This window comes from Streptomyces sp. NPDC096339 (genome assembly GCF_044762985.1).
GTDB lineage: Bacteria > Actinomycetota > Actinomycetes > Streptomycetales > Streptomycetaceae > Streptomyces.
The window spans coordinates 77,700-98,321 of the sequence record NZ_JBIWFI010000026.1; the positions used below are offsets into that span (position 1 = coordinate 77,700).

Genomic DNA, 20,622 nt, shown 5'->3' on the forward strand with positions numbered 1-20,622 from the left:
GCTGATGGTTGCGACCGATCCGCTGTGGCTGCCCGGTCTGTCCTACGACGAGACCGAGCTGCGCAAGATGGACAGCCAACTGACGATGGCGACGTCCACGGCGGCGATGGGACGAGGAGGCGTGCGCCCTGGCGATCCTGGGCTCGCGGTGTCTCTCGCCGGCACGACTGTCAATGTCTCCGCAGGCGTGGGTATCGCCACCCGCTCTGGGCAGGGCAGCTACCGCTTCCAACTCGCCGCAACATCCCCCGGAACGCTCTCGGCAGCGCACGCCACCCTGACCCGGATCGACCTCGTGTACGCCCGCGTCTGGGACAACGCGGTCGACTCCAGCGGCCTGACCAAGGCCGACACGGTGTACCTGGCGGGCACGCCGTCCGGTTCACCGGTCGCTCCGTCGCCGGGCGCCACGGAGATCTACACGGTGCTGGCCACCATCACCGTCCCCTCCGTGGCCGGAGGCGGTACGGCGGCGGCGACGGTATCGACGACGGCCCGGCAGGTCACGGTGGCCCCGGGCGGCATCCTGCCTGTGACCTCCGCCGCGGACATCGCTCTCGCCGGCCTGTACGCCGGGCAGGCCCGGTACAACACAGTCCGCGGCGTGCTGGAGTTCTGGAGCGGCTCCGCCTGGCAGGCGCAGGGTGACTGGGCCGCGTACACGCCGACGTGGGGCGGGGGACTGGCCACGATGGGCTCGTCGGTGTCCAAGGGGCGGTGGACACGCGTCGGCAACATGATCACCGCGACGGGCGTCCTGAAGTGGGGCACCGGCAGCACGATCAATAGCAGCAACGTGACGGCGACGTTGCCGGTCACGGCCGTCACGGCAGCCGACATCGTGTGGCAGGGTCACGGCTACTTCTTCGACGGCGCGAATCCCTTCAAACCCTTGGCGCCGGTCACAGTGTCGGCTGGGACGACGACCATCCTGTACGCCGTCCGGCAATCCGACCTCGGCTACCAGTCCCCGGGCAGCCTCAGCTACACCTGGGGCAGCGGCAGCCTGATGACCTTCCAGCTCGCCTACGAGGCGGCCTAGGTGCCTGCGCTGGAGCTGGCATGGTACGGCTGCGACCTGCACACGGGCCGGATCTCGGAGGAACTGGCCGCAGTCACCGCGCAGAGCCTGTCTCGCCGTCTGGGTGCGGCGACGAGCGCAAGCCTGGACCTGGCCCTGTCCGGCGCTCCGAGCGAGTGGGAGACCGCCACCGATCCTGGGCGGACGCTGCTGGTTGCCGTCGACACGCTCACGAACACGCCGCTGTGGGCGGGCATCACTCTCACCCGGGCCGGTGGGTCGGCGACCAGCGTTCAGCTGGGGATCGGTAGCCCCGAGGGCTACCTGGACCGTCGCTACCCAGGCTCGTACAGCACCACCGCGGACGCCTCGACGGTCATCGCCGACCTGGCCGCACCGATCATCACCGACGGACTCCCGCTCACGTTCGATGCGACGGCGAGCGGCCTGACCATCGACTACGTCAGCGTCGACACCGACGACAAGACCATCCTCTCGTCGATCCAGACGATCACCGCGATGGAGGGCGCGCCAGAGTGGACGATCGACGTCGTCTGGGCTGACGCCGCCCACACGGCTTTCGCACTGGTCATGCGGATCCGGCCGACGATCGGGACGACCACCACCCCTCAGGCCATCTTCGACATGCCGGGCTGCATCTCCGCCTACCAGCTCACCGAGTCCTACGAGCAAGGCAAAGGGGCCACGGTCGTCCAAGCCTCCGGGGACGGTGAGGGCGACGTGCGGCTGCAGTCCGACGTGCAGACCGCCAGCGCCCTGATCGCCGCCGGCTGGCCCCGCTGGGTGCACCGCTACAGCCCCGGCACCGGCATCTCCGACCTCGACCAACTCAACGCCCACGCCACCCAGACACTGTCGCTGCTGCAGGCTGGCGCCCGCTCGTGGACGGTGAAAGCAGCCGCGTCGGCGGCGCCGCGGCTGGGCACGGACTGGACGCTCGGCGACACCATCGGCGTCGAGATCGCCCCAGGCCGCAGCCTCCGCCACCCGCTCGGCATCACCACAACGGGCCGCGCCTACGGCTGGGACCTCGACATCAGCGGCGACGAGGTTGCACCGATCCTGCTGGAGGACTGATGCCGAACCCCGCCGACCTACTGCCGCCGTCCCCGTCGGACCTGTGGCGGACCGTCCGCGAACTGCGGCGTGATCTGTCGGAGTTCATCGCCTCGAGGCGTTCCGAGCGCACGGGGAACCTGCGCGTCTACACGTCGACCGGCACGCTGATCCTGGAGACCGGCGCCCTGCCCGACACGCACGTCGACGGGTCGACCCAGGAAGGCGTCCGCATCTACCGCGAGGACGGGTCGCTCGTAGCGTCGGTGGCCGCGCAGCCATCGGTGACGGGTACGGACCGGCAGGCGTGGACGCTGTACGACCGGCAAGGCGTGGCTGTCGTCGCCGATGACCCGGTGGCCGCTGGCGGCCTGGCCCTGCCATACATCCCGGTGCCTTTCGCACGGTCCTGGTACAACGACTGGGCGGGGACGAACAGCGGCTCCTTCGTCGACATCTACCAGACGACGATCAAGAAGCAGCAGGCCATGTGCTACGTCATCCTCGCGCACACCAATGACGTCGCTGCCGCGACGGGCCAGGTGCGGATAACGGCCAACGGGACCACAGTCAGCGGTTCCACGACGAGCACGTCGTTCAGCGTGACCACCACGACGATCGGCCCCTTCGCCCTCCCCGGCGCCCAACTCGACGCGGTTGACCTCCGCGTCCAGGGCCGCATGGCCTCCGGCACCGGCAACGTTCGCTGCGAGATCATCACCGCCTCCCAGATCCAGGCCTAGGAGACCGCCGTGGGCACACCGCCCGACATGCCACCCGGCGCCCGCGACATCGTCGTCGAGCTCCCTCTGCCGATCAGTGAGCAGAACCCTCCCGACCTGCCGCCTATCCCGGATCCACCCGAGAACCCGGACCCTGGCGGCGGCGCCACCATCGCCACCTGACCCCAGCCCCCGAGCCCACCGCCGGGGGCTCCCTCATGAAAGGCCCAGCATGGGCGAGATCTGGATCCCCGAGGCCGAACGCCTCGGCGACGGCGTCATCGCGGGAGCCGGCGCCATGGACACCCCCAACCTGCCGCCGCGCGTCGTCTGGCACACCACCGAAGGCAGCTCCGGCAGCAGCGCCGCGTTCCACGGCACAGCCGACTACCTCATGTCCGAGAACTACGAGCCGCACATCCTGTACGACCCGCGCACGGACCAGCTCGGCCAGTTCGGACCCCTCAACCAGTCGGCGAAGGCCTTGGTCAACGCAGGGACTGTCCGCACCAACAGGACCGGCCGCGTCTGCATCCAGATCGAGGTCATGGCCAAGGCGGGCACCCCGTTCACCAGCTACTGGAAGCCGGGCAAGAACTTTGCCGCCCTGCTCCGGGCGATCCGCTCGTGGGGCGTGCCGGACGAGTGGCCGGCCGGTCGACTGGCCCAGTCGTACAGCGATGACTCGCCTCGCCCTCTGACGATCTGGCAGACCCGTGGCGGCCACTACGGCCACAGCAACGTCCCCGGAAACGATCACTGGGATCCGGGAGCCATCGACAGGGCCGCTCTACTCGCGGCCGGAACCGTAACGCCTACCCCGGAGGGATTCACCATGGACGCTGCCGCAGAGGCCTGGTTCGGCCAGCTCAACGCGATGCTGTGGGGCCTCAAGAACGACCTCGCCGCCCAGCAGGCCACGGTCGCCAGCCTCGTCAAGCTCGTCGCCGCCGACCACGACCTCGACGTCGCCGCCGTCGGCGCAGCCGTCAAGAAGGCTGTCACCGACGCCCTCGCCGCAGGCACCGTCGACGTCGACGTCACCGTCCACGACAAGACCACGACCACTCCGAAGGTGAGCTGACCCATGACCGTCTCCCTCGACCGCGCCTACTGGCTTGGCCTCCTTATCTCCGTCGTCCTGCCGGTCCTGGTCGGGCTCGTCACGACCCGCGTCACGTCCGCAGGCACCAAGGCCGTCCTGCTGCTCGCGCTGTCCACGGCGAACGGGCTCCTCGTCGAGGTAGCCAACCCGGGCCCCGGCTTCGACCTCGGCACCGCCGCCATCCTCGCTGCCGTCAGCTTCGCCACCGGCGTCCTCGCCCACTTCGGCCTCTGGAAGCCCGCCGGCGTCTCCGGCAAGGCCCAGGACAGCCTCGTCACGGCGTCCCAGCCGCGGAGCGTGTGATGCAGTGCCGCGCGGCCAAGCGCCTCAGGCGCCGACTCGGCCGCCGCGGCGTCATCCTCACCTGCTACGGCCTCGTCTGGATCCTGTACGGCTACGGACAGCTCGTCACCCCGCAACCGGACCAGCGAGGCCTCGGGCTTGCCCTCCGCCTCATCCCACTGGACACCTGGGCGTGGGGCTGGATCACAGCAGGAGCAATAGCAGTGGTGTGCGCATGGGCTCCGCCGGGCCGTGACGCTGCCGGATTCGTAGGCCTGGTACTCATCGTGGTGCCTTGGATGGCCTCGTATCTGACCACCTGGCTACTAGGGGACTACCCCAGAGGCTGGGTGGCCGCGGCGATCTGGACGGTCATCACCGTCCCGGTCATGGTCGTTGCGGGGTGGCCCGAGCCGCCCCGCCAGAAGAGAGCGGAAGCCCCCTATGAACGTTGACACCTGGGTGCAGGTCGGCGCGGGCACGGCCACCACCGTCGCCGCTGCCTTCGTCGGCCGAGCCGCTCGGCGCACGAGGCGGCAGGAGAACCGCGACGACTTCACCACGGTGAAGGACGCGCTGAACGAGCGGATCGACGACCTGAAGGACGAGATGGAAGACCAGCGAAAGCTGGTCGGCGATCAGGCGGAGGCCCTCAACTACCTCGTGCTGCGTGTCAGGTCCCTCGTCTCGTACATCCGCAAGGCCGGCATGGAGCCGCCTGCCGCGCCGCCGATCCCGGAGCGCGTCCGCGACTACCTCCACCACATCGACGTGTGAGAACTGGAGTGCGAGCAGCCCCCACCGCCACGGCGGTGGGGGTGTTTTGCTGTTCCTAGCAGCGGAGTTGAGCCTCGATAAGATGCCATATCGCTGTCCAAAATTGGTACAATTGAGCATGCCTCAGAACCCTGCCGACGGAGCGGGCATCGCCCCCGTCGTACTGAGCGAGCGGAGCACCGAAGGCAAGATCCGCTACGCGTCCGAAAAACTCACCGAGATCCACGACCAGCTCGACGACCCGGCAACCCGCGACCAGCGGGGAACGCTCCTCGGGCTCGCGATGCAGTTGGATTGGGCAGCCGATGCCGTGAAGGCGCAGAACGAAGAGAACGACCAGCTCCGCGAGAGGCTGCGGAAGGCAGAGCGGGCAGCCAACCTGCTGGCAGCCGACCACCGCGCGGTCGAACGCGTACAACGCAGGCTGGACGCCTGGGAACAGCGCCTCCCGGCGAACGTGGCGAAGGCGACCGTCATCGACGTCCTACGTCAGGACCTGGACGGGTCTGTATGACCGAGCCCTACGACCCGCTGCCGGACCTCATCGAGCGGGCGGAGAAGCGACCGGACGGCGTCGACCAGTTGAAGGCCGTCGCCCGCCTCGCCCTCCGCTGGCACCGACCCAAGCTCGACTGGTGCACCGATGGGGTGGCCAAGGACACCGCGACCGGCGAGCTGCTTTGGAAGGTGTACACCGGCTGCGCCTGTGGATCCGGACAGTTCCCCTGCTCCGAGCGGCGCCAGATCACCGCCATCTTCGGCGTGGTCGAGGAGGAAGCGGCGTGACCGACCTCGTCCCGATCCAGCCCGCCGCCACCCCGGCCGTCTACGACCCGGCGACCCTCGCCGTCCTCGCCGCCATGGAACAAGCAGCCGAGGAACACCTCGACGCCATCCGCCCCCACAACACCAAGCGTGGCTACGCCAACGACTGGGCGCTCTGGGAGGAGTTCAACGACTGGCTTGGCGAACGCACCGGCCATCGCGTCGCCTCGACCCACGTCACCAAGGGCATGCTCGTCGGCTTCGTCGTCTGGCTCGACACCATCAAGCTCGCGGCGCCAGCCAGCATCGACCGGCGGATCACCGGGGTCACCGTCACCGCACGCAAGGAGCACGGCGTCGAAGTCCCCAAGGAAGCAACCGTCGCCGCACGGAAGGCACTCAAGCCCCTAAAGCTCGACCCCGACCGAATCGCCCGCGGGCGCGGCAAAGCCCCCGCCGCCACACCCGCCCAGCTCCAGCAGATGTACGCCGCCGCCCCGGCAGGCCTCGCCGGACTCCGCGACCGTGCGCTCTGGCTCATGGCCTTCGGGATCGCCGGCCGGTCCGCCGAAGTCTCCGCCCTCCGCGCCGACGGCATCCAGCTCGTAAGCGAAGGACTCGACGTACACGTCCCCTCAGTGAAGCAGCGGCCACCGCGGGACGTCGTCGTCGCCTACGGCAAGAACCCCGACACCTGCCCGGTCCGCGCCTGGCTCACCTGGAAGGCTGCCGCCGGACTCACCAGCGGGCCAGCCTTCCGGCCCGTCAGCGTCCACGGGCACCTCGGCGCCGACGGACTCACCCCATCTGGATGCCAAGAAATCATCTCCCGCAGTGCCGAACGTGCTGGCGTTGCGGTCCGCCTCACCGGACACAGCATGCGAGCCGGGTTCATCACCACCTCCCGCAAGGCCGGGAAGCGCGAAGAGAAGATTCGTGCCCAGAGCGGCCACGCCGCCAACAGCCCCGTGTTCTGGGGGTACATCCAGGAAGCCGATCGATGGGTCGACGCTGCCAGCGACGACATCGGGCTCTGACCAGGACTTAAGGGAACGTTATGCGTTGGCGCCGTACCGCCAGTGCTCGTAGCGGGTGCGGCAGACCCAGAGGTCCTGCTCGTCGCACGGGCAAGCGCCGCACAGGCCGCACACCTCGCGGTCGCACTCGGAACAAATCACGGGGGAGTCGCTGTCGGGCATGAGCAGAGTGTGCCCGCTCTCCCGCTGCCACACTGGGGTCCCGCCGTTGAAGGAGGAAACGTGCCCCTAGTCGACCGTCTGCCCCTGTCCATCCCGGTCGCCCGCGCCGTACTCCCCAGCGTGCAGCACGACCCGATGCTGCACGCTGGCGTGGCGCTGATGCTGCTCGTCGGCCTCCGGCCTGGCGAGGTCAGTCGCCTCACAGTCGCCGACTACGAGCCGGGCCCTGAGCCCCGTGTCACGGTGGACGGCAACCGTCGCATCTGTATCGCCCCGTCGGCCGCCACTTCCCTCGACACGTACCTGGATGGACAGGACGCAGAGCCCGACGAGCCCCTACTGTTCGGCTTCCATCAGCGGCACGGCGACATGATGCGCCGGGTCTTCACCGAGAAGACGGAGCAGGCCCGCCTGCACGTCAGCATGCACGACCTACGGCAGGCCGCCATGACGGCGGCACTGGAAGACGGTGCTCCCGTCGCCCACATCGACGCCTACTTCGGTACGGACAAGACCGGGCACCTGCGGACAGACAACCTGGCGCCTGGCTTCGACGCGGCGATGGCCCGCACCCTCGAGGCTGTGTTCGGCGGCTGACGTCCGTCGGTGCAGCAGCGGCGTCGCAACAGCCCCCACCTCCGGGTGGGGGTTTCTTCGTTTCTGGAACTTCCCCTGTCATATGCCTACCGTCACCCTGGCCTGCGGGTCTACGGTGCATCCACCGGACCATCCCGGGCCGGCGCCCCTCCCGGTCCTCCCCACGGGAGGGTCGTCGCGCGCCCAGGTCAGATGTCAGCCGTCCAGACCTCGGGGCCGCCACCCTCCCAGCGGATCGGCCCGTCCTCGGACAGGTCGACGTCCTCGAGGCCGGCCCGCCGCAGGAACTCGCTCACGTCGAGCGGCGTGAAGGCGCGGCCGAGATCGGCGTCCACGCCGTGGACGTGCGCGGTGACCTTCCGGCCGCCCTTCGGCGACACGGGATGGACGACGATCTCCGTCTGATCCGGCATGCCTCCAGCCTGCGCTTCTGCAGTCAGTCCAGCACGCCGAGCTCGGCAGCTGACCGGCAGTACGGGCAGCTCTCCAGCCGGTCGACACCAAGGAGCCGGAGCGCATCCTCACGGCTGATCGCTCGGCTCCGCAGCCCCTTACCGCCCATGCCGCAACCGCCGACGTGGACACGGACGGGCCGCCGGCCGAGGTCGATCTCCAGCTCCCACTCCGGCAGCGGGGCGGGTGGCAGGCGGGCGTCGAGCTCAGCCAGGCGCTTCTCCTCGTCGGCGATCCAGCCGCGGGTCCGTTCCAGGTCGCGCACCTGCACCTTCTCCAGGAAGCGAAGCAGGTCGAGACGAGGCACGGATGGATCGGACACATGTTCGAGTCTACCGCCAGGGTGCGGCCCTGTTGTCAGTGGCTGGGTCTAGCGTGGACACGTCACATCAACGTGATTGCCCGCGGGCTGCGGGTGCTGCGCGATCCCGCCCCACCGGACCCCACGAGGGGACAGCGCCCGGCGGGGCGGAGGCATGTCAGGCCTCGGGCGGCGCCGGATGCCGGACGGCCTTCTTGACTGCCGCCTCGACCTGATGTCGGGGCTCGCCGATCTCCTTCGCGTACTCGGTCACCGCGGCCTGCGCCTCGCCCGCACGCTCCCGCCAAGCAGCCCACGCCGCCGGGGAAGCGTTGGCGCGCACAGCCTCATGCGCCGCATCCGAAGCACGTTGAAGCTCGATCAATTCGTCAGGGGGTTCGATAGCCACCGCGCGATCTTAAGCCGCCTGCTGGACCTCGATGCGCAGCGACTCCGCCCGCTCCACCAGCAGCGCGGCGTACTCCTCCGACCCAGCCCGACCTGCGAGGACGACGACACGAATCGCGGCGTCGATCTCCGCGAGGGAGCGCGTTGGACCGCGGTCGGCAGGGGTGGGGGACATGTCGCACAGGATATCGACTATCAGTCCAGCGGTAGGGCCTGATGCGCGGCCACGATCTCGTCGATGCGACGGGCGAGATCGAAGTCGGCCGCGGTCAGTCGGTTGCCCGCGTCGTGCGTGGTGATCGACGCCCGCAGGTGGTCGATCCGCAGGTCGAGGTCGGCGTGATGCTGGATCCGCCGGGATCGGTCGGCGATCGTCACGATGGCGGCGACAGCGGCGTGGTAGCGGATGGGGTAGGTCCGGGTGATCGAGTCGCCGTCCTGCTCCCAGCCTGGCAGGCCCGCCAGGTGCTCGGCGATCTCCTCGTGCGTCATAGGTCGCGGCACACCCATGTCATACCCCCTCGGTCACCGGCGCCAGGATCTCCGTGAGGTCCCGGCCTACGGGCGCATCCTGCCATGGCCTCATCGCCCGCTCCAGGGTGGCCAGTTCGCGGAGCATCCGGGCCGAGCGGGTCTCAGCCGCGATCGTCGCCGCCTCGCGGGCGATCTCGACCGCGCGGTCCGGCTCCCGCGCGGAGGCTGCGGCGGTGGCGTGCCGGGCGAGGTAGACGCCGCGGTCCCGGCGGGCCGTACCGGGCACTGCGGCAAGAACCTGCCCCCACAGGTCGACGGCCTCCCGGCCGAGACCGAGACGGCCGTAGCAGGTGGCCCGCTGCACCTCCAGGTAGCCGGGCGTCCGCCGGCACGCGTTGCCCCACGGCAGGTCGTCGTCGACGCGGGCGAGGAGTCCGTCCGCCGTGTCGATGAGCCGGTCCACCGCCGTCCGGTCCCCGGTCAGGCTCGCCCCGTGGGCCTGCTGCTGCATGGCCATGATCCGCACCTTCGGGAAGATGCGGTCGTCGTCGAGGGCGGCCTCGCAAAGGTCGATGACGCCGTGCCCGTCGCCGAGGTCCGTTCGCACCTGGGCCAGGTTCACGAGGGAGTAGCCGATCAGGTGCGGGTCTCTTGAGCGGGCCGCGATCTCCTGCGTTATCCCCCGCCAGAAAGCCGCGGCCCCCATGTCGCCAGCGTCCTGGTACAGCCAGCCCACCAGGGCCGCGTAGGCGGCGCCCACGCGAAGCAGGCCGCGGCGGGTCTCGCCTTGCGCCGACCGGATCAGCTTGTCGATGAGCTGATACTGGGCGCTGACCGTGCCGATCAGGTCGTGCGGCCCGAGCAGCATGTCAGCGCGGTAGTGGCCCTCCAACTGCTGCTGGAAGTAGTCGATGAGCGCGGGGTCTACGTACTGGCTGGTTGTTGGGCCGGGCATCAGCGCGGCTGCGGTCACGGATACGAAAGCGCGTCGCTTCACGTCTTCCTCTTGGTGCGCCTCAGGACGGATCCATCCGGCGGGCGCCGGGAATCCGAGGTCTTCAGGCCACCGGCCGAGCGCGTCATGCAGCACGGTCGCGGTCTCTTCGGGCGGCCAACGCCTGTCGTCGGCCCGGCCTTCCCAGCGCCGCCAGGTGCGCGCGGACACGGTGAAGTGCGGGTCGTCGAGGAGTCGCTGGCCGTGAGCCTGGAGGGCCTCCGCGGCGACATCCATGGTGCGCCAGCCGGCCCGCAGTCGTGCGGCCCGTAGCGCGTCATTGCGGTGGCTCATGGGGGAAGTCTGAGGGCTCATTGCGGTCACCTTGGGCCGTGGCCGCAACGTGGCCACGCGTGGCCACGCGATGGCCTATTCGCCGTTCTGCGTGCCTGGACATCATCCATGTACACCGCCACCAACTGCCGAAGAACCGCGAGGGATCATGGAAGCGCAACGGCTGGACCAGTTGCCGTCTCTATCCGAGCTGTCCGAGCAGCAGGTCCGCGGGACGGCGTGCGTGTACTGCGGTATCCACCTTGGCAGCGGGCCGGCCGTCGACTTGGGCGAGCGCCACGCGCACATCGCCGACCTGAGGATCCGCTGGTTCCCGCGGGCCTGCACAGGCCACGCCCCCTAGACCCCCGCCTCTCCCACCGCGGCGGCGGAGGGAGAGGCGGGAACCAGCCAGTAGGGACACGCCCGGGTGGCTTCACCGAGCAAATCTTTCGGACGCCCGTTCGATGTTTCAAATCGGAATACGGCGCATCCGTGGGGCAGTTGTACCGGGTTCGCACGGGGTGTGAAGTACCCGCGTGCATATATCTGCTTACACTCTGTTGAAACTGGCATATGACATGCAAACTAGAACCGGTCGTTTGGCCGAAACCAGGCGTGCAGTCACGGCATGAGGTCCCTCACGGGGAGGCGGAGTGCACGCGCGAGGCGGAGGAGCTGGCTGAACTTGGGATCGGTCTTGCCGGCCTCGGTGTTCTGCAGGGTTGTCCGGTCGACCCCGGCCAGCTCGGCGAGCTTCTCCTGCGTGAGGTCTGCCGCCATGCGGGCGTCGCGGATCCGGTTACCCAGTTCGATGCGGGCTTGCAGGATCCATGGCGGTGTAGCAGGTTGCACCCCTTGAACACTCAAACATCAAGATCGTTTTGTCTGCGGGATACATCCCGCTTTTTGTGATCAAGGCGGCCAGCTGGCCATCTAGCACCCGGGCAAGTCAGGAGATACGCAATGAACCCCGCAGACCTGCTAGCGCTCTACGAGTGGGCAAACGGGACTTGCTTCCGGCATCCAGGGCTCGGTCAAGTGGAGACGACACACCTGAAGACCCTTCAGCCGCGGGTCGGAAGCAAGCTCGACATACGGGGTTGCCGAGACTGCGTGGTGCTGCTCGAAGCCCAGCGCGAGCGTGCTGCCGCTCGCGCTGGGCGGGCCTACCTGCCTGGCAAGCTTGGGCGCGAGCCTTGATCATGTGGGGGTACCTGGGGAGAATCTGGGGAGTGGGGAGCGCTTGGGGAGACTCAGATGTCTCACTCAAGGAAACTCACGCCAACTCAAGGAAACTTCATCTCACCAGGTCAGAGGCGGCGGGACATCGCCGAGAGTGATCGACCCAGGTGGCCTGTGCGTCTTGTAGCAGTACACGGAGTACTACGACCTGCACACCGATGCCACGGGCGCCGTCTCCGGCACGGGGCAGGTCACCTTCCGCGAGTACTACGACCTGGCGAGCGACCCGTACCAGCTGCAGAACCTGCTGTACCAGGCCACCCCGCAGCAGGAACAGGCCCTCGGCATACCCGCCCTGGCCGCGGCGCTGGCCGCCGACCGCACGGCCTGATCATCCGACCGTCCCCCCTGGAGAACCCCATGCCGCCCAAACCCTGCTGCACCCCCGGCCGCGAGCCGTCCGCCGACCTGCTGACCCTGGTCCCGCGGCCGCCCGCCCCGGTGGCGGCGAAGGCGGCGGCCGACCCTGCCGCGGCGCGGGCCGTCCGCGATCTCGTCCCGCTCGCGGGCGGCAGGTTCCTGATGGGGACGGAAGACCCGGACGGGTTCGCGGCGGACGGCGAGGGCCCGGTACGGGAGGCGGTGGTCGGGGCGTTCCGTGTCGCTCCGACCACCGTCACCAACGCACAGTTCGCCTCCTTCGTGAAGGCGACCGGTCATGTCACGGAGGCGGAGTCCTTCGGCTTCAGCTTCGTCTTCGGGGGCTTCCTCACCGAGGAACTCGCCTCCGTGTCACCGGCGGTGGCCGGCACCCCGTGGTGGCGGGGGGTGTCCGGGGCGGACTGGCGCCACCCGGAGGGACCCGGCTCCTCGTTCGCGGCGCGGCAGAACCACCCCGTGGTCCACGTCTCCTGGAACGACGCGCAGGCGTACTGCGCCTGGTCCGGGACGCGCCTGCCCACCGAGCCCGAGTGGGAGTTCGCCGCGCGCGGCGGGCTGGAGCGGAAGCGCTACCCGTGGGGCGACGAACTGCGGCCCGACGGGCGGTACATGTGCAACATATGGAACGGTGACTTCCCGGTCCACAACACCCGGGCCGACGGGTACGCGGGTACCGCGCCCGCCAAGTCCTTCCGGCCCAACGGGTACGGGCTGTACAACGTGGTCGGCAACGTGTGGGAGTGGTCCGCGGACCGCTTCTCCCCCTCGGGCGGCCCGGAGCGGGCCATGCGCGGCGGCTCCCACATGTGCCACGACTCGTACTGCAACCGTTACCGGGTCGCGGCCCGGACCCGCAACACCCCCGACAGCTCGGCCGGGAACATCGGCTTCCGCGTGGTGGCCGACCCCGCATAGGGGTCCGCCCCGGTCGGCACGGGGCCGACCGGGGCGGATCGAACGGGCCTGGCTCTAGCCGAGGAGGGCCAGCGCCTTGTTGAAGGTCGCGGACGGACGCATGATCGCCGCGGCCTTGACGGCGTCGGGCTGGTAGTAGCCGCCGATCTCCGCCGGGGAGCCCTGCACCGCGATGAGCTCGGAGACGATGGTCTCCTCCTGCTCGGTCAGGGTCTTGGCGAGCGGCTCGAAGGCCGCGGCCAGCTTCGGGGCGTCGGTCTGGCGGGACAGCTCCTGCGCCCAGTACAGGGCGAGGTAGAAGTGGCTGCCGCGGTTGTCGATGCCGCCCAGCTTGCGGCTCGGCGACTTGTCCTCGTTGAGGAAGGTGCCGGTCGCACGGTCCAGGGTGTCGGCCAGCACCTGGGCGCCGGCGTTGCCGGTGGTGGTGGCGAGGTGCTCGAAGGAGGCGGCCAGCGCGAAGAACTCACCCAGCGAGTCCCAGCGCAGGTAGTTCTCCTTGACGAGCTGCTGGACGTGCTTCGGGGCGGAGCCGCCGGCGCCGGTCTCGAAGAGGCCGCCGCCCGCCATCAGCGGGACGACCGACAGCATCTTGGCGCTGGTGCCCAGCTCCAGGATCGGGAAGAGGTCGGTCAGGTAGTCGCGCAGCACGTTGCCGGTCACCGAGATGGTGTCCTCGCCGCGGCGGATGCGCTCCAGGGAGAACTTCGTGGCCTCGACCGGGGAGAGGATCCGGATGTCCAGGCCCTCGGTGTCGTGGTCGGCCAGGTAGGTCTTGACCTTGGCGATCAGCTGCGCGTCGTGGGCGCGGGTCTCGTCGAGCCAGAAGACGGCCGGGGCGCCGGTGGCGCGGGCGCGGGTGACGGCGAGCTTGACCCAGTCCTGGATCGGCAGGTCCTTGGTCTGGCAGGCGCGGAAGATGTCGCCGGCGGCGACTTCCTGCTCGATGACCACGTTGCCCGCGGCGTCGACGACGCGGACGGTGCCCGCGGCGGCGATCTCGAAGGTCTTGTCGTGGCTGCCGTACTCCTCGGCCTTCTGGGCCATCAGGCCGACGTTCGGCACCGAGCCCATGGTGGACGGGTCGAACGCGCCGTGGGCGCGGCAGTCGTCGATGACGGCCTGGTAGACGCCCGCGTAGCTGCTGTCCGGGAGGACCGCGAGGGTGTCGGCCTCGTTGCCGTCCGGGCCCCACATGTGGCCGGAGGTGCGGATCATGGCCGGCATCGAGGCGTCGACGATGACGTCGGACGGCACGTGCAGGTTGGTGATGCCCTTGTCGGAGTCGACCATCGCGAGGGCCGGGCCCTCGGCGATCTCGGCGTCGATGGAGGCCTTGATCGCGTCGCCGTCGGGCAGGGCGCCCAGGCCGTTCAGGATGGTGCCGAGGCCGTCGTTGGGCGACAGGCCGGCGGCGGCGAGGGTCTCGCCGTAGCGGGCGAAGGTCTTCGGGAGGAAGGCGCGGACCACGTGGCCGAAGACGATCGGGTCGGAGACCTTCATCATCGTGGCCTTGAGGTGCACGGAGAACAGGACGCCCTCGGCCTTGGCACGCTCGATCTGGTCGTTGAGGAAGGTGCGCAGGGCGTCGACGTGCATGACGGACGCGTCGACGACCTCACCGGCGAGGACCGGTACGGACTCGCGCAGCACGGTGGTGGCGCCGTCGGCGTCCACGTACTCGATGCGCAGGGTGCCGGCCTCGGCGATCACGGCGGACTTCTCGGTGGAGCGGAAGTCGTTCTGACCCATGGTGGCGACGTTCGTCTTGGACTCGGGGGTCCAGGCGCCCATGCGGTGCGGGTGGGTCTTGGCGTAGTTCTTGACCGAGCCGGGGGCGCGGCGGTCGGAGTTGCCCTCGCGCAGGACCGGGTTGACGGCGCTGCCCTTGATTTTGTCGTAGCGGGCGCGGATCTCGCGCTCCTCGTCCGACTTCGGGTCGTCCGGGTAGTCCGGGAGGGCGTAGCCCTGGCCCTGGAGCTCGGCGATCGCGGCCTTCAGCTGCGGGATCGAGGCCGAGACGTTGGGCAGCTTGATGATGTTGGCTTCCGGCGTCTTCGCCAGCTCGCCGAGCTCGGCGAGGGCGTCGGCGATGCGCTGGCCCTCTTCCAGGTGCTCGGGGAAGGTGGCGATGATGCGACCGGCCAGGGAGATGTCACGGGTCTCGACATTCACACCGGCGGTCGACGCGTAGGCCTGGATCACAGGCAGGAAGGAATACGTCGCGAGGGCAGGGGCCTCGTCAGTGTGCGTGTAGATGATGGTCGAGTCAGTCACCGGTTGCTCCGCTCCACAGTCTGCGTCTCTCGTCTGCAACATTGCTCGACATCAAGATATCTCGTGATCGGGCCGCTCAGGACAGCCCCCTGCCCCAAGGTCCGGATGAGGCGTGTCGCACATGTCACGCGAGAGCGCCGCCTCCGACGGGTTCCGTCGGAGGCGGCGCTCGGGTAACGGCACGGGGCCATGGGTGCGCCTACAGGTGGGCGTAGGCCGCCTTGGGGCTGGCGCCGTACGCGTTCGTGCCGCGGTCACCCTCGGTGGCCATCAGGACGATCATCCAGATCCAGCCGATGAGCGGGATGCAGTTGATCAGGTACCACCAGCCGGACTTGCCCTGGTCGTGCAGGCGGCGCACCGCGACGCTGACGACGGGCAGGAGGATCGCCAGGGTGTACACCCCGTAGAGGATGAAGTTCAGCCCGAGCACGAAGTCCACGGTCAGGACGACCGCCTCGACGAGCCAGTTGCACAGGATGAACATCCACACCTCCTGCCGTCGCGCACGGCCGGAGAAGGCGACGTACTTCTTGAGGACGTCTGTGTAGTAGTGCACGGGTCCCCCCAGAGGACGGGTGGTGGGCCAGTCCTGCTGGAGCAAGCCGGGGCAGAATTTATGCCGATGTTACTGCCCGGTCAAGGTCTCTTCCCTCGTCAGCCGATGTGGAAGGAGTCGCCGTAGACCTTCCAGTCGAGGGGGGTGTTCAGGTTCAGGTTGCCCTTCTTGAGGAACACCCGCTGGGCCGTGTCGACGCGGCTGGTGTCGCTGTGCGCCTCCTCCTGCTTCATCGCCCAGACCCGGGCGTCGAGGAAGGCGTTCAGGTACTTGGTCTCGTCGCCGCCCTGCGACGGGGGCTTGGCCTTGGCCAGAGCGCGCTTGCGGATGTTGCGGAAGCCGGTGGGGTCGCCGCCGTCCCCGTGCATCACGATGGCGTCGTAGTAGATGAACTGCCCGAGCACGCCGAGCCCGTCGGCCTTGCCCTGCTTGACGGACGGGTTGAAGTAGACCCGGTCGCGCTCGTGGTCCTGGGCCTTCTTGAACTCGGCGTCCTGGGCGGCCTTGGCCCAGTCCTTGGTGAAGTTCGGGTCCAGACCGGCGTGCGAGTCGGTGCCGTCGACCCTGCGCAGCGCGGGCAGGTACTTGGCGAGGACGTTGTCCGGTTTGACCTGGGTGTAGTACTCGACGAGGTCGAGCATGTCGCCGGTGCCGGAGCAGAAACCGATGATCCCGGCCGTGTAGCCGCGGCCGTCGTCTATGTCCTCTATGTACTTGTACTGCGCCCGCCAGTCCAGCGAGGAGTTCTCCGCGCTGGAGACGATCTTCATGGCGATCTCCTTCTTCGCCGGATCGTCGAGCCCGATCGCCGCCGACGCGGCGGGGGCCGCGAGGGTTGCCGTGGGGGTGGCCGGGGCGGTGGCGTGGGCGGTGACCGGTAAGGCGATCAGCGCACTGCCGAGCAGTGCGCCGACCACCAGCGTCTTGCGGTGGGGGGTGAACACAAGGCCTCCGTGGGGTAGTTGAGGCTTCCCGGTTGGTTAGGAAACTTTACTACCAGCCTTCTCGGCTTCTCAAGACCTCTGCACCCGGGCGGCCAGCGCCCGCTTCACCTCCGGCCATTCCGGGCGGATTACGCTGTAGACGGCGGTGTCGCGGATCCATCCGTCCCGCATCGGCATGTGGTGGCGCAGCACCCCCTCGTGCGTCGCGCCGAGCCGCTCGATCGCCGCCCTGGACCGGCCGTTGCGCACGTCGGTGAGGATTTCGACCCGGTTCATGTCCATCGCCTCGAAGGCGTGGGTGAGCATGAGGAGTTTGGCCTCGGTGTTCAGCCCCGTGCCCTGCCAGGACGCGCCGAGGAAGGTGAAGCCGATCTCCAGTCGCCGGAACCGGGTGTTGATCACCATCAGCCGGGTGGACCCTGCGATCCGGCCGGTCGCGAGGTCCACCGTCGCGTACGCGATCTGGGTGCCCTCCTCACGCGCCGCCAACGCGTCGTCGATGAAGGCGGGCACCTCCCGCGGGTGCGGGACCATCGTCACGGGGAGCTCCCAGAGCTTCCCGTCCCGGATCGCCTCGCACAGCCCGTCGTGGTGCCGGCGCCCGAGCGGCTCCAGCCGTACGCGCTCACCGACCAGCGCTCCGCCGTGGGACTCCCCCGATGTCTGCCGCATGTCCGACCCGCCCGTTCCCTGTGATCATCGATGACAGGCGGACCCTAACCGGCGGCACCGGCCGGACACATCCGGGTTTCGGGCGGGGCGTCAGAGCCAGCCGTTGCGGCGGAAACCCCGGTGGATGACGATGCAGGCGACCGCCATGACGCCGATCACGACCGGGTATCCGTAGGTCCAGTGCAGTTCGGGCATGTGGTCGAAGTTCATGCCGTAGACCCCGCAGACCATCGTCGGGACGGCGACGATCGCCGCCCATGCGGTGATCTTGCGCATGTCCTCGTTCTGGGCGACGGTCACCTGCGCGAGGTGCGCCTGGAGGATGGAGTCGAGCAGGTTGTCGTAGGCGCCGATCTGCTCGGTGGCCCGGGTCAGGTGGTCGGCGACGTCGCGGAAGTAGGCGCGGATCTCCGGCGGGATGACCGGTATCGGCTGCGTGGCCAGCTGCTGGAGCGGCCGGCTCAGCGGACCCACCGCCCGCCGCAGCTCCAGGAGTTCGCGCTTGAGCTGGTAGATGCGGCCGGCGTCGCCGCGGCCCCCGTGCTCGCTGAACACCGCGGTCTCCACGGCGTCGATGTCGTTCTGCACGGCGTCCGTGACGGCCACGTAGTCGTCGACCACATGGTCGGCCATGGCGTGCAGGACCGTCGCCGGGCCCTTGGCCAGCTGTTCCGGGTCGGCCTCCAGGGCCTCGCGGACCGGGCCGAGGGTGCCGCGGCCGCCGTGCCGGATGGTGATGACGAAGTCCTGGCCGGTGAAGGCCATCAGCTCGCCGGTCTCCACCACCTCGCTGGTCGCGGTCAGCTCCTCGTGCTCGACGTAGCGCACGGTCTTGAAGACGGCGAAGAGGGTGTCGTCGTAGCGCTCGATCTTGGGGCGCTGGTGCGCGTTGACCGCGTCCCCGACGGCGAGCGGGTGCAGGCCGAAGAGTTGGGCGAGCCCGGCCAGTTCCTCCTGCGAGGGCTCGTGCAGGCCGATCCAGACGAAGCCCTCGCCCGTCTTGCGGACCCGGCGCAGCGCCTCCTCGGCCTCCGCGCAGCCGTCCTGCCGTACGCCGTCCTGGTAGACCACGCAGTTGACGACGGCGCTGCCGAGCGGGGAGCGGGCGGGGTGGCTGAGGTCGACCGCCCGCCGGTAGCCGCGGCGCACGGCCCGGCGCAGGTTGCTGAACATGGACAAGGTCTTACTCCCCTTCGGCGGATCACCGGCCAGTCTGCCACCGCCGCGGCCCGGCCTCCGGCCCGGACCACCGCCCTGGCGGCACGGAGACCCGTGCGCTCCCGGCGAGCCGGCCCGTGTGCCACCCCCGCGCCGGCGGGGTCGGGTGTTCGGTGGGGCGCCCCCGTGGGTGGGGCACCCCCCGCGCTGTCGGGGTCGGGTGTGCGGTGGGGCGCCCCCGTGGGTGGGGCACCCCCCGCGCCGTCGGGGTCGGGTGTGCGGTGGGGCGCCCCCGCAGGGCGTCGAACGCAACCCCGTTCTGCTTGCCGGTACCTCGTCACGTTCGACGCCCGAGGAGGTGCCCCGCCGCGCGCCCGGCCCCGACGGCCCCTCACGTGCGGGCCGCCCCGGGGGTGCCGCTGCGCGGAGCAGTCCCCTACCCGCCCTTCCACCGTTCCCCGGGGCTCCGCCCCGGACCCCGCGCCTCAAACGCCGGCGAGGCTGGAATTGCCCGGACCCCGCGCCTCAAACGCCGGCGAGGCTGGATGTGCCCAGGGCTCAAACGCCGGACGGGCTGAAAGCCCCGGGGGCTCCGCCCCCAGACCCCCGCGCCTCAAACGCCGGCGAGGCTGGAGGGACGCCGGGCGGGGTGGATGGTGTGGCTGGGCCGGAGGCCGTCACGCGCCGCCCGCCGGGTCAGGTGCGGTCGACGAACACGCTCGTCGACTTCACCCGCGCCGTGGCCCGCGCGCCCACCTCCAGCCCGAGCTCCTCCACCGCCTCCCGCGTCAGCAGCGACACGATGCGGTGCGGGCCCGCCTGGATCTCCACCTGCGCGGTGACCGACCCCAGCTTCACGCCGGTGACGATGCCGGGGAAGGAGTTGCGCACCGAGGTGTACGGGGCCTCCTCGCCATCGGCGCCCTCCTGCGCGGCCTCCACGCAGAACGCGGCCAGGTCCGGCCCGTCCACCATCCGCCGTGTGCCTTCCCTGCGGGTGGGAAACCGTTCCGCATCCGCCCAGCGCCGCGCCGTGTCGACGCTGACGCCAAGCAGCCGTGCCGCCTGACCGATCGTGTAGGACTCCATGACCCGCAGCCTACGACCCGCCGGCAGGCGGACGACGCAGGGCCTCGCCGGCCGCCGCCGCGACCACCTCGGCCACCGCCGACAGCGCCGGCGAGTCCAGCTTCCACTGCTGCCAGTAAAGCGGTACGTCCATCGGCCGGCGCGGCGCCAGCAGCACCAGCTCCCCCGCCCGCACCAGCGGCCCCGACTGCTGCTCCGGCACCAGCCCCCAGCCCAGCCCGGCGACCACCGCGTCGCGGAACCCCTCCGAGGTCGGGATGTAGTGCCGCACCACCCCCGCGGCGGCCGCCGGGTCGCCCGTCAGCTCGCGCACGAACACGTCCTGGAGCTCGTCCTTGCGGTCGAACACGATGGTCGGCGCCAGCGGCAGGTCCCGCTCCGGCGCCCCCGTCAGGTGCCGGGCCACGAAGCCCGGACTCGCCACCGGCAGGTACCGCGCCAGCCCCAGCAGCCGCGAGGCGCACCCCGCCACCGGATCGGGCGAGGAGGTCACGGCGGCCATCACCTGCCCCTCCCGCAGGAGTTCCGTCGTGTGCGCCTCGTCCTCGCGGTGCAGCTCGACGCAGACCGGCGGGTCCTGCGGCAGCCGCGTCAGCGCCAGCAGGAACCAGGTCGCCAGCGAGTCCGCGTTCACCGCGATCGGCAGTCGCACCGGGCCCGTTCCGTCGGCCAGGCCCAGCTCGGCCCGCGCGTCGCGCTCCAGGCGGGCCAGCTGGCGGGCGAAGCGGACGACCACCTCCCCGGACGCGGTCGCCCGCACCGGCTTCGTGCGCATCAGCAGCACCCGCCCGGTCCGCTGCTCCAGCGCCTTGACCCGCTGGCTCACCGCCGAGGGCGTCACGTGCAGGGCCGCCGCCGCGGCGTCGAAGGTGCCCTCGTCGACCACGGCGAGCAGGGTCCGCACCTGGTCCAGGGGAAGCTCTTCCATCACGAGCGC

The 20,622-nt window shown here is 69.9% G+C and carries 28 protein-coding genes; 13 read left to right on the forward strand and 15 right to left on the reverse strand.

Annotated elements, in window-relative coordinates; genetic code table 11:
* Positions 1–4: 4 nt before the first annotated feature.
* The 11 genes from ACIQ5Y_RS27620 to ACIQ5Y_RS27670 all read left to right on the forward strand — a co-directional run bounded on the left by ACIQ5Y_RS27620 (position 5) and on the right by ACIQ5Y_RS27670 (position 6,786).
* Positions 5–1,042: a hypothetical protein gene (locus ACIQ5Y_RS27620; RefSeq protein ID WP_403885977.1), complete on the forward strand. Its 1,038-nt coding sequence runs from the start codon at positions 5–7 to the stop codon at positions 1,040–1,042.
* Positions 1,043–2,119, forward strand: a complete 1,077-nt coding sequence (locus ACIQ5Y_RS27625) for a hypothetical protein (protein WP_403885979.1) — start codon at positions 1,043–1,045, stop codon at positions 2,117–2,119.
* A complete protein-coding gene (locus ACIQ5Y_RS27630) occupies positions 2,119–2,841 on the forward strand; it encodes a hypothetical protein (protein WP_403885982.1) in 723 nt (240 codons plus the stop codon). Before ACIQ5Y_RS27625 ends, ACIQ5Y_RS27630 begins: the two co-directional genes overlap by 1 nt.
* 9 nt (positions 2,842–2,850) lie before the next feature.
* Positions 2,851–3,003, forward strand: coding sequence for a hypothetical protein (locus ACIQ5Y_RS27635; protein ID WP_403885985.1), 153 nt, complete (start codon positions 2,851–2,853; stop codon positions 3,001–3,003).
* Positions 3,004–3,052: 49 nt separating this feature from the next.
* Positions 3,053–3,904, forward strand: a complete 852-nt coding sequence (locus ACIQ5Y_RS27640; protein WP_403885988.1) for a peptidoglycan-binding protein LysM — start codon at positions 3,053–3,055, stop codon at positions 3,902–3,904.
* Positions 3,905–3,907: 3 nt separating this feature from the next.
* Entirely contained in the window at positions 3,908–4,228 is a 321-nt protein-coding gene (locus tag ACIQ5Y_RS27645; protein WP_403885991.1) for a hypothetical protein, read from the forward strand.
* Positions 4,228–4,662: a hypothetical protein gene (locus tag ACIQ5Y_RS27650; RefSeq protein WP_403885994.1), complete on the forward strand. Its 435-nt coding sequence runs from the start codon at positions 4,228–4,230 to the stop codon at positions 4,660–4,662. The genes ACIQ5Y_RS27645 and ACIQ5Y_RS27650 overlap by 1 nt, the downstream gene beginning before the upstream one ends.
* The gene (locus tag ACIQ5Y_RS27655) at positions 4,652–4,984 is read left to right on the forward strand and encodes a hypothetical protein (protein ID WP_403885997.1); all 333 of its coding nucleotides are present in this window, start codon (positions 4,652–4,654) and stop codon (positions 4,982–4,984) included. Before ACIQ5Y_RS27650 ends, ACIQ5Y_RS27655 begins: the two co-directional genes overlap by 11 nt.
* A 118-nt stretch (positions 4,985–5,102) precedes the next feature.
* Positions 5,103–5,498 carry a hypothetical protein gene (locus ACIQ5Y_RS27660; RefSeq protein ID WP_403886000.1) on the forward strand — a complete coding sequence of 132 codons (396 nt, stop codon included), beginning with the start codon at positions 5,103–5,105 and terminating at the stop codon, positions 5,496–5,498.
* Positions 5,495–5,770 (forward strand): hypothetical protein, encoded by a 276-nt coding sequence (locus ACIQ5Y_RS27665; RefSeq protein WP_403886003.1) that lies wholly within the window; start codon positions 5,495–5,497, stop codon positions 5,768–5,770. Before ACIQ5Y_RS27660 ends, ACIQ5Y_RS27665 begins: the two co-directional genes overlap by 4 nt.
* Entirely contained in the window at positions 5,767–6,786 is a 1,020-nt protein-coding gene (locus tag ACIQ5Y_RS27670; RefSeq protein ID WP_403886004.1) for an integrase, read from the forward strand. The genes ACIQ5Y_RS27665 and ACIQ5Y_RS27670 overlap by 4 nt, the downstream gene beginning before the upstream one ends.
* 18 nt (positions 6,787–6,804) lie before the next feature.
* Here the strand turns inward: ACIQ5Y_RS27670 and ACIQ5Y_RS27675 are convergent, their stop codons facing one another.
* Positions 6,805–6,948 carry a hypothetical protein gene (locus tag ACIQ5Y_RS27675; protein ID WP_403886006.1) on the reverse strand — a complete coding sequence of 48 codons (144 nt, stop codon included), beginning with the start codon at positions 6,946–6,948 and terminating at the stop codon, positions 6,805–6,807.
* A gap of 60 nt (positions 6,949–7,008) precedes the next feature.
* Here ACIQ5Y_RS27675 and ACIQ5Y_RS27680 point away from each other — a divergent pair, with 60 nt between their 5' ends.
* The gene (locus tag ACIQ5Y_RS27680; RefSeq protein ID WP_403886008.1) at positions 7,009–7,545 is read left to right on the forward strand and encodes a hypothetical protein; all 537 of its coding nucleotides are present in this window, start codon (positions 7,009–7,011) and stop codon (positions 7,543–7,545) included.
* Positions 7,546–7,733: 188 nt separating this feature from the next.
* Here ACIQ5Y_RS27680 and ACIQ5Y_RS27685 read toward each other — a convergent pair whose 3' ends face one another.
* The 7 genes from ACIQ5Y_RS27685 to ACIQ5Y_RS27715 all read right to left on the reverse strand — a co-directional run bounded on the left by ACIQ5Y_RS27685 (position 7,734) and on the right by ACIQ5Y_RS27715 (position 11,303).
* A complete protein-coding gene (locus ACIQ5Y_RS27685; protein WP_403886010.1) occupies positions 7,734–7,958 on the reverse strand; it encodes a hypothetical protein in 225 nt (74 codons plus the stop codon).
* Positions 7,959–7,981: 23 nt separating this feature from the next.
* On the reverse strand, positions 7,982–8,305 hold the full coding sequence (locus tag ACIQ5Y_RS27690; protein WP_403886012.1) for a DUF6233 domain-containing protein: 324 nt from the start codon (positions 8,303–8,305) through the stop codon (positions 7,982–7,984).
* A 172-nt stretch (positions 8,306–8,477) separates the two neighbouring features.
* Positions 8,478–8,708: a hypothetical protein gene (locus ACIQ5Y_RS27695; RefSeq protein WP_403886015.1), complete on the reverse strand. Its 231-nt coding sequence runs from the start codon at positions 8,706–8,708 to the stop codon at positions 8,478–8,480.
* A gap of 9 nt (positions 8,709–8,717) precedes the next feature.
* Positions 8,718–8,882: a hypothetical protein gene (locus tag ACIQ5Y_RS27700; RefSeq protein ID WP_403886018.1), complete on the reverse strand. Its 165-nt coding sequence runs from the start codon at positions 8,880–8,882 to the stop codon at positions 8,718–8,720.
* 20 nt (positions 8,883–8,902) lie between these two features.
* Positions 8,903–9,217 (reverse strand): 4a-hydroxytetrahydrobiopterin dehydratase, encoded by a 315-nt coding sequence (locus tag ACIQ5Y_RS27705; RefSeq protein ID WP_403886021.1) that lies wholly within the window; start codon positions 9,215–9,217, stop codon positions 8,903–8,905.
* A gap of 1 nt (position 9,218) precedes the next feature.
* Entirely contained in the window at positions 9,219–10,469 is a 1,251-nt protein-coding gene (locus ACIQ5Y_RS27710) for a Twin-arginine translocation pathway signal (RefSeq protein ID WP_403886024.1), read from the reverse strand.
* 603 nt (positions 10,470–11,072) lie between these two features.
* Positions 11,073–11,303, reverse strand: a complete 231-nt coding sequence (locus tag ACIQ5Y_RS27715) for a helix-turn-helix transcriptional regulator (RefSeq protein WP_403886027.1) — start codon at positions 11,301–11,303, stop codon at positions 11,073–11,075.
* A 750-nt stretch (positions 11,304–12,053) separates the two neighbouring features.
* Between ACIQ5Y_RS27715 and ACIQ5Y_RS27720 the strand changes: the two genes are divergently transcribed.
* Positions 12,054–12,989 (forward strand): formylglycine-generating enzyme family protein, encoded by a 936-nt coding sequence (locus ACIQ5Y_RS27720; RefSeq protein ID WP_403886030.1) that lies wholly within the window; start codon positions 12,054–12,056, stop codon positions 12,987–12,989.
* Between the two features lie 54 nt (positions 12,990–13,043).
* On the opposite strand, the gene ACIQ5Y_RS27725 is transcribed toward ACIQ5Y_RS27720, so the two are convergent.
* From ACIQ5Y_RS27725 to ACIQ5Y_RS27755, 7 genes are all read right to left on the reverse strand, one after another.
* Positions 13,044–15,263 carry an NADP-dependent isocitrate dehydrogenase gene (locus ACIQ5Y_RS27725; RefSeq protein ID WP_403886033.1) on the reverse strand — a complete coding sequence of 740 codons (2,220 nt, stop codon included), beginning with the start codon at positions 15,261–15,263 and terminating at the stop codon, positions 13,044–13,046.
* A 199-nt stretch (positions 15,264–15,462) separates the two neighbouring features.
* On the reverse strand, positions 15,463–15,822 hold the full coding sequence (locus ACIQ5Y_RS27730; RefSeq protein ID WP_403886036.1) for a DUF805 domain-containing protein: 360 nt from the start codon (positions 15,820–15,822) through the stop codon (positions 15,463–15,465).
* Positions 15,823–15,920: 98 nt separating this feature from the next.
* Entirely contained in the window at positions 15,921–16,766 is an 846-nt protein-coding gene (locus ACIQ5Y_RS27735) for a chitosanase (protein ID WP_403886039.1), read from the reverse strand.
* Positions 16,767–16,835: 69 nt separating this feature from the next.
* Positions 16,836–17,438 (reverse strand): GNAT family N-acetyltransferase, encoded by a 603-nt coding sequence (locus ACIQ5Y_RS27740; RefSeq protein WP_403886042.1) that lies wholly within the window; start codon positions 17,436–17,438, stop codon positions 16,836–16,838.
* A 90-nt stretch (positions 17,439–17,528) separates the two neighbouring features.
* Entirely contained in the window at positions 17,529–18,611 is a 1,083-nt protein-coding gene (gene corA / locus ACIQ5Y_RS27745; protein WP_403886045.1) for a magnesium/cobalt transporter CorA, read from the reverse strand.
* 681 nt (positions 18,612–19,292) lie between these two features.
* Complete coding sequence (locus tag ACIQ5Y_RS27750; RefSeq protein WP_403886048.1) at positions 19,293–19,685, reverse strand: molybdopterin-binding protein; 393 nt, start codon at positions 19,683–19,685, stop codon at positions 19,293–19,295.
* Positions 19,686–19,695: 10 nt separating this feature from the next.
* Entirely contained in the window at positions 19,696–20,613 is a 918-nt protein-coding gene (locus tag ACIQ5Y_RS27755) for a LysR family transcriptional regulator ArgP (RefSeq protein ID WP_403886113.1), read from the reverse strand.
* Positions 20,614–20,622 lie beyond the last annotated feature (9 nt).

Bases quoted from the DNA above. Each gene is read 5' to 3' on its own strand.
- corA (WP_403886045.1), bottom strand. From the start codon at position 18,611: ATGTTCAGCAACCTGCGCCGGGCCGTGCGCCGCGGCTACCGGCGGGCG.
- ACIQ5Y_RS27720 (WP_403886030.1), top strand. From the start codon at position 12,054: ATGCCGCCCAAACCCTGCTGCACCCCCGGCCGCGAGCCGTCCGCCGAC.
- ACIQ5Y_RS27650 (WP_403885994.1), top strand. From the start codon at position 4,228: ATGCAGTGCCGCGCGGCCAAGCGCCTCAGGCGCCGACTCGGCCGCCGC.
- ACIQ5Y_RS27705 (WP_403886021.1), bottom strand. From the start codon at position 9,217: ATGGGTGTGCCGCGACCTATGACGCACGAGGAGATCGCCGAGCACCTG.
- ACIQ5Y_RS27685 (WP_403886010.1), bottom strand. From the start codon at position 7,958: ATGCCGGATCAGACGGAGATCGTCGTCCATCCCGTGTCGCCGAAGGGC.
- ACIQ5Y_RS27620 (WP_403885977.1), top strand. From the start codon at position 5: ATGGTTGCGACCGATCCGCTGTGGCTGCCCGGTCTGTCCTACGACGAG.
- ACIQ5Y_RS27675 (WP_403886006.1), bottom strand. From the start codon at position 6,948: ATGCCCGACAGCGACTCCCCCGTGATTTGTTCCGAGTGCGACCGCGAG.
- ACIQ5Y_RS27755 (WP_403886113.1), bottom strand. From the start codon at position 20,613: ATGGAAGAGCTTCCCCTGGACCAGGTGCGGACCCTGCTCGCCGTGGTC.
- ACIQ5Y_RS27630 (WP_403885982.1), top strand. From the start codon at position 2,119: ATGCCGAACCCCGCCGACCTACTGCCGCCGTCCCCGTCGGACCTGTGG.
- ACIQ5Y_RS27660 (WP_403886000.1), top strand. From the start codon at position 5,103: ATGCCTCAGAACCCTGCCGACGGAGCGGGCATCGCCCCCGTCGTACTG.
- ACIQ5Y_RS27710 (WP_403886024.1), bottom strand. From the start codon at position 10,469: ATGAGCCACCGCAATGACGCGCTACGGGCCGCACGACTGCGGGCCGGC.
- ACIQ5Y_RS27640 (WP_403885988.1), top strand. From the start codon at position 3,053: ATGGGCGAGATCTGGATCCCCGAGGCCGAACGCCTCGGCGACGGCGTC.
- ACIQ5Y_RS27645 (WP_403885991.1), top strand. From the start codon at position 3,908: ATGACCGTCTCCCTCGACCGCGCCTACTGGCTTGGCCTCCTTATCTCC.
- ACIQ5Y_RS27740 (WP_403886042.1), bottom strand. From the start codon at position 17,438: ATGCGGCAGACATCGGGGGAGTCCCACGGCGGAGCGCTGGTCGGTGAG.
- ACIQ5Y_RS27750 (WP_403886048.1), bottom strand. From the start codon at position 19,685: ATGGAGTCCTACACGATCGGTCAGGCGGCACGGCTGCTTGGCGTCAGC.
- ACIQ5Y_RS27655 (WP_403885997.1), top strand. From the start codon at position 4,652: ATGAACGTTGACACCTGGGTGCAGGTCGGCGCGGGCACGGCCACCACC.
- ACIQ5Y_RS27700 (WP_403886018.1), bottom strand. From the start codon at position 8,882: ATGTCCCCCACCCCTGCCGACCGCGGTCCAACGCGCTCCCTCGCGGAG.
- ACIQ5Y_RS27665 (WP_403886003.1), top strand. From the start codon at position 5,495: ATGACCGAGCCCTACGACCCGCTGCCGGACCTCATCGAGCGGGCGGAG.